At 57.0% G+C, this 13,232-nt stretch carries 9 protein-coding genes, 1 pseudogene and 1 riboswitch; of the genes and pseudogenes, 9 read left to right on the forward strand and 1 reads right to left on the reverse strand.

Features of this window, described 5'->3' with window-relative positions:
- Window positions 1–287 precede the first annotated feature (287 nt).
- Window positions 288–1,010 (reverse strand): nodulate formation efficiency C protein, encoded by a 723-nt coding sequence (locus XH84_RS15675; RefSeq protein WP_245471743.1) that lies wholly within the window; start codon window positions 1,008–1,010, stop codon window positions 288–290.
- A gap of 785 nt (window positions 1,011–1,795) precedes the next feature.
- A riboswitch (cobalamin riboswitch) is annotated at window positions 1,796–1,998 on the forward strand.
- A gap of 100 nt (window positions 1,999–2,098) precedes the next feature.
- Here XH84_RS15675 and metE point away from each other — a divergent pair.
- The 9 genes and pseudogenes from metE (at window position 2,099) to XH84_RS15730 (ending at window position 13,184) form a co-directional block, all read left to right on the forward strand.
- Window positions 2,099–4,444: a 5-methyltetrahydropteroyltriglutamate--homocysteine S-methyltransferase gene (metE, locus tag XH84_RS15680; RefSeq protein ID WP_128948456.1), complete on the forward strand. Its 2,346-nt coding sequence runs from the start codon at window positions 2,099–2,101 to the stop codon at window positions 4,442–4,444.
- A 545-nt stretch (window positions 4,445–4,989) separates the two neighbouring features.
- On the forward strand, window positions 4,990–5,196 hold the full coding sequence (locus XH84_RS39800) for a hypothetical protein (protein WP_164937386.1): 207 nt from the start codon (window positions 4,990–4,992) through the stop codon (window positions 5,194–5,196).
- A 1,322-nt stretch (window positions 5,197–6,518) separates the two neighbouring features.
- Window positions 6,519–6,779: a hypothetical protein gene (locus XH84_RS15695; protein WP_245471744.1), complete on the forward strand. Its 261-nt coding sequence runs from the start codon at window positions 6,519–6,521 to the stop codon at window positions 6,777–6,779.
- Window positions 6,780–6,891: 112 nt separating this feature from the next.
- Window positions 6,892–7,121, forward strand: a pseudogene (locus XH84_RS40810) (IS3 family transposase); the annotation flags it as partial.
- 257 nt (window positions 7,122–7,378) lie between these two features.
- Window positions 7,379–8,491 carry a hypothetical protein gene (locus XH84_RS15700; RefSeq protein ID WP_245471745.1) on the forward strand — a complete coding sequence of 371 codons (1,113 nt, stop codon included), beginning with the start codon at window positions 7,379–7,381 and terminating at the stop codon, window positions 8,489–8,491.
- A 1,483-nt stretch (window positions 8,492–9,974) separates the two neighbouring features.
- Window positions 9,975–10,160 carry a hypothetical protein gene (locus XH84_RS15715; protein WP_076829490.1) on the forward strand — a complete coding sequence of 62 codons (186 nt, stop codon included), beginning with the start codon at window positions 9,975–9,977 and terminating at the stop codon, window positions 10,158–10,160.
- A 1,031-nt stretch (window positions 10,161–11,191) separates the two neighbouring features.
- The gene (gene noeE / locus XH84_RS15720) at window positions 11,192–12,292 is read left to right on the forward strand and encodes a nodulation protein NoeE (protein ID WP_128948458.1); all 1,101 of its coding nucleotides are present in this window, start codon (window positions 11,192–11,194) and stop codon (window positions 12,290–12,292) included.
- A gap of 338 nt (window positions 12,293–12,630) precedes the next feature.
- Window positions 12,631–13,032 (forward strand): IS66-like element accessory protein TnpA, encoded by a 402-nt coding sequence (gene tnpA, locus XH84_RS15725; protein ID WP_128948459.1) that lies wholly within the window; start codon window positions 12,631–12,633, stop codon window positions 13,030–13,032.
- Window positions 13,033–13,082: 50 nt separating this feature from the next.
- Window positions 13,083–13,184: a hypothetical protein gene (locus XH84_RS15730; protein WP_245471753.1), complete on the forward strand. Its 102-nt coding sequence runs from the start codon at window positions 13,083–13,085 to the stop codon at window positions 13,182–13,184.
- Window positions 13,185–13,232 lie beyond the last annotated feature (48 nt).

The following is a 13,232-nucleotide window of genomic DNA, read 5'->3' on the forward strand; positions in this document are numbered from 1 at the left end:
GTCCAGTGAAGAATGCGTGATAGCTGGTTCCCTCGCAAATCGGTGTCATTCTCACTGAGTGCGGGAAAGCCACATCTCGCAAGCCAGTATGCGCCGCTGAGCTCGACAACTGGCGGAAAGAACCAATCGCGCTGCCGACCTTTCCTACGACGGGCCGATCTGCTGCGAGAAAGGGCAGCCGGACAGTTGCGGAGCCCTAAACAACAGAGCGGGTATGTCTGCAGTAGGCTCCGACGCGCCCGGCCATGGACGGGCTGCGGCGCGATATTGCGCTGCACGATGGTTTACTAAGGCCTTTGCTCTCCTAAGTCTTCCTCTTCCTTTGGCTCGGTAGGTTGGAACCAGGAGCCAGGAGGGAATTTCGCGATGCGCTTGGCAAAGGAGGATTGTGGCTCCCAATCATGTCCTTCGCTCTTCTCGAAGGAGATGACCCCATTGTGTGTAAAATAACGTGGTCCTTGGATACTACAGTTCACCACGAGCAGAATGCGCCACATATCACCTTTCTCGGTCGGCTTGTCATTCCGCTTCGGTAGGTAGTCCACTCCAACAGGATCGATGATAGTGCAGCGGCCGTGCCGCAGAAGATCGCCGAGCTGGCCTTGCGGCGTACTCACAAAGTTGAAATTGGTCGGATCATGCAGAAAGTTAAGATTTGCGCCCCGTTCGCCATCTGCGACTTCAGTGGCGATCAACGAGAGCGCCAGGGCGCGCCAGCCCAACTCCATCGGCTTCGCATACGTTGAGGCGAGTTCAATCGTACCGTCGGGCGCGACTTTCCAGGCGATAACGTACTGTTCGTCTGATTTGTTGTCCCGGTGCCTGGTCCACGAAACGAAAACAAAGTCGTTTTGGCCAAGTTCAACAACGCCCCACATTTGAGGGACGAACTGGGCCACCATCGAAACATTGGAGATGATTTGTTCGATCGTCTCACCATTTTGCGCTCGCCAAGTTGACTTGAGGCGTTCGACAATGGGGCTGTCGCTGGCGCGAATATTGGTGCTCATGGCAGCCGGCCAGGCGAGGCAGATTAGAAATCCGCCCAGGCAAAGCCATGGCGCTGCTCTTCCAGACATTCTCTTCATAACCCTCAGCCTATCGCGTTTCATCCAGACATCTTTCAAAGCGGGCAACCTTGAACCTGCTATGAGCGAGCGCAAGAAATGTCCCGAGATGCTAGGGGGCACCGCTCTCCCGCGCCAGCAGGCGCTCCCCTCTATGTCACGCGCCGCTGACTTCCCTCGCCAGCGACAGCGTCAATTGGCTGAGCTGGACATGCCCAGCAGGAGGAGATTGGGCATGCCGAGGGATTGCATTCTTCGTGCCAGGCAATAGACAGAAATTTCCACGATTTCTGTGTCCCTCTTGTCGACTTTCCGACCTGCGCCCGTTTCGATGTCTTCATTCAGTGTATCCGCCGCAGCTGTTGTATCCTTGTGCCTTGGCCTATTCGATGTAGATCCTTTAGTCCGAAAACAGCTGGCCAACGGAGGTGCTGGGCGAGCCTCTGGAAATCGGAAGCCGCATCGAAAGCATTCTGCGCGAAACAGCGGTACTCCCCGCCGGCAAGCTGCTTCTGTCCCTTTCATCGGTCTGGCGCGCCGCATCGCCTCGAGGCACCTCCGATGCTCATTGAGACATCTGACAAAGACATGTCTGATTACTGCATCTCTGATTGGAGAATGTCTCTAGATGGTGGTGAATCATACACATGCACGCTCATTCGCCTAGCAAATGTCGCAGATTGGCTTGGCACACAATCTGAGAGGTTGACGGAAGAGTTCTCCTGCCGATAATCCACGGCCGTCGAGGTTCTCCGGTGCCCATTTAATCCGGAGCTAAGAGGGAAGCCGGTGCGAATGCCGGCGCTGCCCCCGCAACTGTAAGCGGCGAGCCGCTGTCCAACGATGTCACTGAAGCCTCCAAGGCTTCGGGAAGGCCGGACAGCAGCGATGACCAGCAAGCCAGGAGACCTGCCCCGACAAAATATTGGTCCACGGGCGGGGTGTCTCGGTGGTGCGCCAAGCAGCCGTCGCACGCGCGACTCCCCTGCCTGCGTCCGCCATGGCCTCTGTCCCCAACAGGGGTTGATGCTATGTCTCTTCGCTCTCTTCCAATCGCTACGCTCGGAACGCCACGCATCGGTCCAAGGCGTGAGCTCAAACTCGCTCTCGAAAGCTACTGGGCCGGAAAGATCAGCGAACAGCAGTTGCACGAGGACGCATCCGGCCTGCGCGCAGCGAACTGGGCTCGTCAGAAATCTCTCGGCGTCACGATCATTCCGTCGAACGACTTCTCGCTGTATGATCAGGTGCTCGATACAAGTGTCATGGTTGGGGCCATCCCGGAGATCTACGCCTCGAAAGGAGAATCCGTTTCGCTCAAGACGTACTTCGCCATGGCCCGCGGATCACAATGCGACGACCAGGATGCGAGTTGCGGTCAGAGCCCACGGGGATCTGGCGCACCCGCGCAGGGAATGACCAAGTGGTTCGACACCAACTACCACTACATGATTCCCGAGTTCTACAGGGGACAAGCGTTCAGACTGTGCTCTCGCAAACCCATTGAAGAGTACGAGGAAGCAAAGGCTCTTGGCTTTCAGACCCGCCCGGTCCTGATCGGGCCGGTCACATTCTTGAAGCTCGGCAAGAGTGCCGATAGCACGTTCCAGCCCCTCTCCCTTTTGGATAATCTTATACCGGTCTATATCGACGTTCTGCATGAATTGGCCGAACGAGGGGCTAGTTGGGTTCAGATTGACGAGCCCTGCCTGGCCCTTGATCTCGATGAGGCGGCGCGAAAATCTTTGCTACATGCCTATAACCGGTTCGCAAAGGAGGGACCGGCCATCAAGATCATGGTTGCCAGCTATTTCGGCGCGCTAGGCGACAATCTAAATACTGCCTTGAACCTGCGAGTTTCCGGTCTGCACCTCGATCTTGTTCGAGCGCCAGAGCTATTGGATCAAATCATTGCTGAGGGCCGAAGAGATCTCATCATGTCGCTCGGTGTGATCGACGGCCGGAACATATGGCGCTCGAACTTGTCGTCGCTCCGTCAGCGGCTGGATCCAGCGATTGCGAAGCTCGGCGGGCACCGTGTGCAGCTCGCTCCATCCTGCTCGCTGCTTCACGTGCCGGTCGATGTTGAACTCGAGACCGGGCTTACGTCCGAGGTCAAGAGCTGGCTTGCTTTCTCGGTTCAGAAGATGCGTGAGCTTGCGATCCTGGGGCGGGTACTCGCAGGCGACCAGAATGTTGGGCTAGCTCTTGCCGATTCGGAACGCGCTGTGACTGCCCGCCGGACTTCGCCGAAGATCCATGATGCCAATGTCGCTGTCCGGATGAGGACGATCGACCAGACGATGCGCCGGCGCGCCAGCCCATTTGCCCGCCGTTCCGAGATCCAAAGGAAACGCTTTGGACTACCGGATTTTCCTACCACGACGATCGGATCGTTTCCACAGACCACAGAGGTCCGAAATGCTCGTGCGGCGCATGCGCGAGGTGCGATGAGCGACGAACAATACGACAGGTTCCTCAAGGAGGAGATAGCCCGCGCCGTACGTTGGCAGGAAGACATCGGTCTTGACGTCCTCGTGCACGGCGAATTCGAGCGTAATGACATGGTGCAGTACTTTAGCGAGCAACTCGCCGGCTTCGCATTTACCAGGAATGGATGGGTACAGTCCTATGGTTCGCGCTGCGTCAGGCCCCCGATCCTGTTTGGGGACGTAGTACGGTCGAAGCCGATCACCGTGGAATGGTGGCGCTACGCGCAATCACTAACCAGTAAGCCGATGAAAGCGATGTTGACCGGACCGGTGACGATCCTGAACTGGTCGTTTGTTCGCGATGATATTCCTAGAAGCGAGGTCTGCCGTCAGCTTGCGCTCGCGATCCGCGACGAAGTCCGCGATCTCGAGAATGCCGGTGCGGCCATGATCCAGATCGACGAAGCTGCACTCCGCGAAGGATTGCCATTGCGCCGATCGGACTGGAAGGCATATCTCGATTGGGCCGGGGGTTGCTTCCGCATCTGCTCATCGGGAGTTGCCAATCAAACGCAAATCCATACACATATGTGCTACTCTGAGTTTAACGATATCATCGCTGCGATCGCTGCAATGGATGCGGATGTCATTTCGATCGAGTCGTCCCGCTCGAAAATGGAGCTACTGGATGCATTCAAGAAGTACGAATATCCAAATCAAATCGGACCTGGCGTGTACGACATCCACTCTCCACGCGTTCCCGAGGCGGGCGAAATGAAGGAGCTGATGGTGCTAGCTCGGACGCGTTTGCGGGATTCGCAGCTTTGGGTCAATCCGGACTGCGGCCTAAAAACGCGTAAATGGGAGGAGGTTCGGCCTGCGCTAACCAACATGGTCGCTGCCGCTCGCGAACTGCGCGCTGCAGCCTATCCGCAAAACCATTGATCCCGAGCCCGGGTCTGTTCTCGCCAAAGCTAATTCGCTTGTGGCCATTTGCGCTTTCCACAATGTCGAGGCAAGCCCTGGCGCCAACAAGAATGTCCGGTCCATTTCGTGGACCGGGGAAGGTGCAGGGTCGGAGGAACGAGGGTGACGCGTCGCGCTACTTTCGTCGGCCGAGGGAGAATAGCTGATGGTTCGATCAAGGCGACAACATTCGCCAAGGATCTGCGCCTATTATAAAGCACGAGTTTATCGCAGCTAAATTATGCGGTGGTATGCGACCGTACAGCCTGGGAGTTAAAAATCTACACCGACGTTTGTCGCTCCTGAGCACGATGGCAACGGTTGCGACAGCAACGAGAAAAGTCATGCTTGACTGAAAGCAAGGCACCCACCACGCTTCGGTCCGCTCGGAGATGATTCCCGTCAGGCTCGCTCATTCGATCGACGCTGCATAGTTTCCGAAGAGCGCACGGCAGGGCGGTCCCCGCCCAACTCACGCCAGTCCATTTTGCAGGATAGCGCCGCTATCGCGGCCAGATACGCCAATGCGTTGGCTGCACGGCGACGTGCTTTCCGGTATTCGCGTTGATCCATCCGCCGAAGACCCGACGGCAAGGAAAGACAACCCGGTGAATCGAATTACCCTCGATCACGGCAATCTCCAGATCCTGATCGTGTGGCGGCACCGTTTCGAGCCGCTCCCAGATCAGATCGCCATTGGATCCTGGTCGGTGTTCATTGCTGCGGGCTGACAAATTCAGATAACCTTGTGAAGACTACGCACGTTACTTGGGTTCCGCGCGGACAGGCTCGGCCCGATATCGCGCGGACGGCCCGGGGTGTCGATCGCGTTAGCCGCGGCGATAGGGCTAATCGGCCATGCGCTGTTGTGAACAGAACACGATCCGCTCGCGAACTGAAATATTTTGACTTCCGCCACGAAAGAACGCCCGAGCTTCCGTCGAATCGATCTGATCAGCTCAAGAACTCGGTTGTTGGTATTTGTAGCTGTACCGCACAAGCTAAACTGGACTGCAGCTCCAGCAATCTGGCCCGCGGCGGGGTAAATGGTCCGGCTTTCTGTCATGTCACGTCCCTTATTGGTGAGACATTCCCTGTCCTGCGGCGTCATCCTGCTGGGTGTGTGGGTGAGCTCGGCCGCGCCCTCGCGCGCGCCGCGCAGCCCATCCAGCGAGAGCGCAAAGACCTCGGATTCGCTTAACAGCATTAGGATGAGCGTAGCTCCGCTCGGAGCGCATAGTCGGGCCGGTCCGCAGGCCGATAAAGTGGACGCCGTCGCGAGCGGCGCAACCTATCATGTGCAGGTCATTGGCCCGCGGCTCGGCTGCGCCCGGCAGCAGTCCTAAAAAATGGTCGCTGGTACCCGGACATGAAAGCATCATGGGCGCCAAATCTTTCTGTCTGCCATGCGTCTGACCTTACTGGAAGATACTTCTATCAGGACGCAGCCGCCGTAGCGTTGATGCGGGTCAAAAAGTGGTGCCTGCCCGTTCGGGATTGGTCGAGCTCGAACGGACACAACGAGCCGCAGACGCCCGCGTTGACAGTCGACATGTCCGAACTCGCGCTTCCGCCAGCGCCTCGCGTTTCTCTGCAACGCCCAGCATGTTGATTTGAGGCGCAACTCACGCCCACGGGCTACGACAGCATTTTCCTCATTGCTCCGTACACCCGAATCGTCGATTTCGATGTTCCGCCTTTCATTGTCGGTAGCTTTGCCGGCGCTGATCCCACCCTTAAGCTTTGGCACTGAGGTCCTGGACCGGGCTCATCGACGACAAGCCTGATGATCGGCTCTGCTGTCGCGCCGGCAAGTGGACCGTCGGATGCAGGTTCGGGATGCGCATTGCCCCGCGATCGCTTGCGCGTATAGCAGCCCGTCGGCGCATATAGAAATCCGGCCGCGATGAGCCGGCAAGCGATCGCGGTTCTTCGCGACAACAGGAGGCTAGCGCCGCGCTGCTATACGACCTGTCTTCGGAGGAGCGGGCAGAGCTCTCGGGATGCTGCTTGAGGCAAATCAAATACTCTAAGGGCGAATGGCAGATAGTGAATGAGCGAACCACAGGAAGAGAGGGTCATGCCTTCATTTAACGTTCGGTTTATTAAGACCGTCTGCGACGATACCGGCGGTGAGCATCGTGCATGCCAGGCAGCATTCAAGGTCGATGCCGCCTCGCTGAGTGCTGCTGCACAGCAGGCGGAGACCGATTTCTGCAGGCAAAAGAGAGTCCGCGATTGGACAATCTTCGCCGATGTGTTGGAGCTTCGAACCCCGCCTGCATGCGCTAATCCGTCCACATCAGCCTTTTGAGCATCCCGCAAGGACGAGCTCTCCTGAATAAGCAAAGGGCGTTGTACTTCCCGATTGTTCCACGGAAGCTTGAGTCTTCAACACCGACTAAGTCTCGTAGTTTTCGCCCGCGACGTTTGTGCTCGCCAGTCATGGCATCGCCATCAGCGTAGACGGCTTGGGCGCCGGGCGCGACATCGTGGTCGTCGAGCATGCCTACGACACGTGTGTCCGACGCCCGCGTCTCGATCGGACGTACCTCGCTTTTTACAATGGCCAGCGTTCCCTTTGAACCTTGGTGGCGCCGCTCCGGATCAAGCTTACTTCCGCCCGCTGCCATTTCGTGCGGTAACCTTACTGTAGCACACGTTCCACTTATAGAAACGGCACGACGTCGGCAGTCGTGTTGGAATCCTGAAGAGACGGCCAATACGCCATCGCCCCGTGGCGAACCTCCCAAGTCAGATAGGTTGAATTGGTGGTATAGAGCACGTATCCGGCAATAGCGTAGCGCGCATCTGACCTATCGACCCAAGCGGGATCTCGGAAAAGCAGAGAGCGGAAGATCGCGCTGCTAGGAGGTAAGCGTGGCCTTAAATTCGTACGACGAGTGGTCGAGATTGAAGGAAGTCATAGTGGGTACGGCCACTAATTATGCGGCTCACGATCGCGAACTCTCTTTCGATCTATTCTTTTATGACAATCTTAAGGTCCGCTCGGAGTGGTATTATCCGCGTCTCTCGTCTGCGGTAGCAGGTACGGAAGCTGGCGCACGGGTCCGCCATCGGATCAAGGACCGCTACCTGGACGAATTGAACGAGGACGTCGAAGGAATCGTGAACACGTTGCGGGCGCTTAACGTGACCGTACATCGACCGATGACCCTCGATGCCTCCAGCGTGGAGGTTCGCACCCTTGCCTGGTCGGCGGCAGTCGTGCCGCCGCTCAATGTCCGCGACATAGCTTTGGTGGTTGGAGACGAAGTGATCGAGACCCCTCCTATGCTCCGCTCACGATACTTCGAGACACAATTTCTCAAACCAATCTTCGCGTCCTATTTCGACCAAGGCGCGCGATGGTCAGTGATGCCGCGCCCGTTGATGACCGACCGGTCATTCGACCGTTCCTACGTCCTATCAACGACCGGTGGCCCAACGGAACCGATTTCAAATCCCGGAACGCATCCCTATGACGTTGGCCTGGAGATGATGTGGGATGGTGCGCAGTGTTTGCGCCTGGGACGCGACCTCGTCGTAAATATCGCCACCGCGAATCACGCGATGGCATGTGATTGGCTAGAGCGCCATTTGGAGGGAAGATCTCGGATCCACCGTGCCTACAAGTTGAGCGATAGCCATATCGATAGCATGGTCATAGCGCTTGCACCTGGGCGGCTGCTCGTGCGATCTCGCGAGGTGGCCGACTATTTGCCAAAAGCAATGCGCAAATGGGACATGATAGTGGCGCCCGAACCACTCAAAAATAATTTCCCAACTTACGACGATGACGACCTTCTGTTGTCCAGTCTTTACATAGATATCAACGTCCTTTCGGTCGCTCCTGACGTCGTTTTAGTCAACGACGCCTGCCCAGAACTGGCCCGGATCCTCGAACACAATCGCTTTCAGGTAGTCCCGGTTCGGCACCGCCATAGGCGGATTTTTGGCGGGGGGTTCCATTGCTTTACTCTCGACACGGTCCGGGAAGGCGGCCCGGAGGATTACCTCAACTAGCACCGACGATATACGTAATCGTCTGCTTCCAAAGCAACGATCGTACAGTCGCTGCTTTGGAGCCTGATAGCTGGCGAAGGTGTACTCGCCAGGACTGGTCAAGCTTATGCTGGATCACCTAGTTGCCAGAATTCAAAATTAGGGCGTATGCTACCCAGCGCCGCAAAGTGGCTGAGCCAGTTATCATGTACTCTCCGCCGCGTTTGAGGTCGACGATCGTCGAGTGTCCTCCAGTGGACCGTAAGTTGGGACGCGAACGCGCTCACATCTTGCGGCGCGATCGTGCCCGTGAGGGTCTTCACGTGTCAGGACGGGAGCAATTGAATGTCATTTGTTCGTCCAGTGACTTTAAAGGAGACTGTTGCTTCGATATCACCAAATCGATGAACAGCCGATCTACGCTCGCGTCAGAAGAGACACCACATGTTCGACATTTATTTGAACCGAAGACACGATCTTTTGGTCGTTCCGAGAGGCTTTGCGATCCCCCCGGGACTGGACGGCAATTGGAAGCGAAGGAAGCGGGCGGTTCGTTCCGTGAGCGACGTCATTCGTCAGGACGTACAACAGCGTGGTTACCACCGGCGTCGTTTGATCTCAAATCCGTCGAAGGCGGCAGTTGAGACCTCGTCAAACTCCTAGTCACGCAGCTATCTAGTGCTGAACCGTCCTTCGGAACATTCTGGCAGGACCTCGCCGATGCCGTCTCGAAAGCGTTGCTTACCGCGGCGACGGCAGGCGGGTGTCCTGCATTAGGCTTCAGGAGAATCTTTCTCTTGAAAAGCGGCGCGCTGCTCTGGAGCTTGCCTCAAAATAAGCATTATGCGGCTTTTCCTTGACTCAATGGCGTGCGTCTGAGTTTTCACCTGTCTATGCTGAAGCTAATTGCCGGCCAGCCGCATGGTTAGGCGAGCATCGAAGTCGTTGAGCAGCATTTGGCTATCTATTATGGCAGCGGCCCGGAGTTGCCGGCTCGTATGAAGCGCTTCGGAAGCCGCGCGCCCCCACTCGATATTTTGGGCCAAAGGCTGATCGAGCGGAAGGCCGGGCTGGATTATCACCGAGGAGGGAAGGGATCAGCTCGAGACGCTCGCACAATTAGATCGGGGTACTATGCAGGCGGAGGTTGAGCGGGAGGTCGCGCAAGAGCTGAAAGCTGGGCAGCCGCCTCTCTGACTTCGCAGCTGGGAACGAACGCGCGCAGAAAGCGCCCCACGGCAAGCGATGGAGCCTACGTAAACCAATATGTACTTCGACCAGATCGCGAAGTTCAATTTAGAACACTGTGGTTGTGATGGGTCTTAGAGCGCGAGGTTTGTATGAAGTTTACAATTCCACAGCTGCACCAGTCGAGACGCCTCGCTCGTAAGACGTGACCGAGCTTATACCCTGGCGCGACTTCCTATGATATTGCCTGTTTTTTGCGGTCGTCGCGCCTCGAAAACCATGTTACAAGCCGCTCCTCTCAAAAGGAGCATTCATCGTGAAGAAAGCAACCAAGAAACGCGTTAAGCGGCGCGAATGGACCAAGGCAGATATCAAGGAGCTCAAAGTTCATTCGAAGGCCCGAACCCCGGTCATAAAAATAGCAAAGATGACGAAACGCAGCGTCGGTGCTCTCCGCCAGAAGGCCTTAAATCTTGGAATTGGACTCGGACATCAGCGGTAGCTTTGGGCAGCGCTGGTACTGGCGCGGCAGGGCGGCTCGCAGGCCGCCCTCACCCATGGAAATTTTGGCGCAAATTAGTTTTACCGATCCGCGCTGAGAGGATTTTTTGGATGGTGTTTCAATGTCGCGGTGGGGGGCTCGAGCATCCTCTCATTGATGGACTTTCTTAGAAGTGATCTCAGTTGTTGTGACCACTCGCCATCCCATATCGGCAGTAAAGACACCGTCTCGGCTATAGCCCTGTCAAGGATCTCCCACATGAACGGCCGAACAATCTGCCTCCGTCACTAGAGGTGCGGCCAAGCGCGCTTTGCTGATCGGGTAATCTTGTGGAGGTCCATCAATCTAACACTAACAATCTAACACTCCTTAGCGCCGGGCAGGGAGGAGAAGCGTTGCGAGGTCCGCTAACCTAAATACCTCTTACAGTTTGGACGAATGGGCTTGTGTAAAACAAGCTTGCCGGACCTATAATCCAGTGTGTTGACCGACCAACGGCGGCGCTCTGAGTCTGGATCGCTGCCGCGTTGAGAAGATTGCTGCTGTCCTGCCAGGTGTGATGTCCACGAAATGGTCTGCGTCTTTGCAGCACTGCGCTCATATGCCGAAATTGATTGGAGTATGCGGAGCCTCAGCGAGGTGCATGTCGCATTTACCTCTTCAATGCCCCCAGCATATGCATCTTCTGACTAAAGGTAGCTATCTTCCATGCCGCGCGCGGTCTTCGGCAAACGTCGGTATAGTTCTTTTCAACCTTCCCATATCCGCAGTCAACCTTCGTGCAATTGAGCTGTTGCTTGATTCGTCTTATTGGGTCGAGCGACCGGGGGAAGGGATTGCAGTTATCCCTTCCGTGATCCCACCCAATCGAACTGAACGGGTCTCAGGTCATGAGTGGCAGACAGAATCTTTGTCGTTTCGCCTCTTTGTACGCAAGCGGTTGTCCTCATGTGGTCCGCCGGCTGGCTTTGTTTGACCCAATCGAGCTAGCGCCAACAGGGGGGCGCTTGCCAAGCACGAGTGTCTGAACGATGAGCGGACGTCTTGGTCGTTCACCTGAGGTGTGCTTTCTCCTCGGTCTTCCACGATCCGGGACGACGCTCCTGGCACATTTGCTGCAGCTCCATCCGGACATTGTGGCTCCGCCTGAACCCTGGTTGATGCTGGCGCTTGAAGCGTTTGGCAAGGTGGATCGGCGCCATCCGGCGGGCAGCTCGCTGATCGAGGCCGCAACCTCCGAATTCCTGGGACGGATAGATCGCAAGATCGTTAGCCGCGCTTTTGCAGACGCAGCATACAATCAGTATCTGGCAGAAGCGGGCAAGCGCATCATCATAGACAAGACACCACGCTATTGGACGGTCCTTGATTTTGTTGAATCCGTGTACCCAGAAGCACCACACATCCTCTTGATGCGCAATCCCTACGCCATCGCCGCTTCACTGAAATCGACATGGGGCATCCCACTGCGGGCAGAAAGCTCGCGGCCGGTCAGCGTATCCAGTCTCGCTGAGCTCATGCTCCGTCTGCCTGATGGCATAATATCTTCACTCGCCGATTTGGTTTTGGGTCTGCCTAGGCTCGCCGCGCAACGTACTCGCCGGCAGACTCATTTGGTGCGATACGAATTGCTCGTGGCGCATCCGGACGAGGAAATCCAGCGTCTACTGGCAGGGCTCGGCTGTGATCCAGGAGGCGTCGCATTGGCGAGTATGGGACGAGCAGATTATCTTCAATCCAGCAGCTTTGGGGATCGAAAAATCCTGGAACGAAACGCCATCGACGAAAGCTCTGTCAAATCATGGCAATCTCAATTGAGCGTCGAAGAGATGCAAACCGTGACCGATCTGGTCGGTGCCGAGCTGTTGCTAGACCTCGGATATGAGCAGGAATTGCTGCATGCTCAGAAAGCCGGAGTTCTGGACAGGGGACGGGAGGTAACCGAACTCTATCGTCGGATGTTCCGAACCTGGTGGGATTTGCGAAGTGCCAAGGCAGGAGGATTGTCCAGCTCATCTCACGCTGGAGGGCCGGTCCACACTTCTTGGAATATTTCGGAAAACCGGGACGTGGCTATCGAGATGTTGCGAGGCGAGGTCGCGCGGCTTGAACAGATCCTCAGCATCTCCTAAGGACTCTGGATGCTTGTGATCAAGACACGCTGGTTGATCTAGCCAAGCTCGCTAATCGGCGCGGCGATCCCCCGATCAGGTATGACGCAGGCGCCGGCCGCACGAGCGGAAGAATGCGATATGCTGCCGCGTCCGGAAGTCTGCTGTCCAAGGGGCTCGACCGATGGACGAGCCATGCGTCTCCGCCGGTCGCTTCGCGGATATTGCCACTCTAGGGAGCCATAGAGCGGCGAAGAACAGAGATCCTCACGGAAAACAAGGTATCCCTCCGCCAAAGGCCGCCTTGTTTGACGAACGCGATCGCTGCAGGTCCTAGGGGTAATCCTAGGAGAAGCGCTATGACGATTTCGCGGGCGGAGGTGATCACATCGGTCGAGCGGCGGCGCCGGTGGTCGCAGGATGAGAAGGAACGGCTAGTAGCAGCATCGCTCGAGCCCGGAGCCAATGTTTCCGAGGTGGCTCGCGTGGCCGGCCTTCATGTGAGCCAGCTGTTCCGGTGGCGCAAAGAGCTTTGTAAGCAAGGTGAAGCGAGTATAGCGCCGTTCGTGCCGGTCGAGATTGGGCCGTCTGCGCCGCCGCGGGAGGTGGCCGAAGCGCCATTGACGACGACGGCGGCGCGTCGACGGAAGAGCCAGGGCATCATCGAGATCGATCTTGGTAGCGGGCACCGCATCCGGGTCGATGGCGACGTTGATGGAGACGCGCTACGTCGCGTTCTCGATGCTTTGGTACGCCGATGATCCCGGTTCCAACGGGCGCGCGAGTGTGGCTCGCGACAGGCTACACGGACATGCGCCGAGGCTTTCCGTCGTTGGCACTCCAAGTGCAGGAGGTGCTGCGCAAGGACCCGCTCTTATGTGTCGGACGAGATTATGTGGCGGAGGCGCCCTAACGCCAGCCAGGGCCGGCCACGGCTGGATTCCTCCGCCACATAATATTT

The organism is Bradyrhizobium nanningense (assembly GCF_004114535.1).
Lineage (GTDB): Bacteria > Pseudomonadota > Alphaproteobacteria > Rhizobiales > Xanthobacteraceae > Bradyrhizobium > Bradyrhizobium nanningense.

Coding starts and splice junctions, on each gene's coding strand:
- tnpA (WP_128948459.1), top strand. CDS start 12,631: ATGACGATTTCGCGGGCGGAGGTGATCACATCGGTCGAGCGGCGGCGC.
- metE (WP_128948456.1), top strand. CDS start 2,099: ATGTCTCTTCGCTCTCTTCCAATCGCTACGCTCGGAACGCCACGCATC.
- XH84_RS15695 (WP_245471744.1), top strand. CDS start 6,519: ATGAGCGAACCACAGGAAGAGAGGGTCATGCCTTCATTTAACGTTCGG.
- XH84_RS15730 (WP_245471753.1), top strand. CDS start 13,083: ATGCGCCGAGGCTTTCCGTCGTTGGCACTCCAAGTGCAGGAGGTGCTG.
- noeE (WP_128948458.1), top strand. CDS start 11,192: ATGAGCGGACGTCTTGGTCGTTCACCTGAGGTGTGCTTTCTCCTCGGT.
- XH84_RS39800 (WP_164937386.1), top strand. CDS start 4,990: ATGCGTTGGCTGCACGGCGACGTGCTTTCCGGTATTCGCGTTGATCCA.
- XH84_RS15675 (WP_245471743.1), bottom strand. CDS start 1,010: ATGAGCACCAATATTCGCGCCAGCGACAGCCCCATTGTCGAACGCCTC.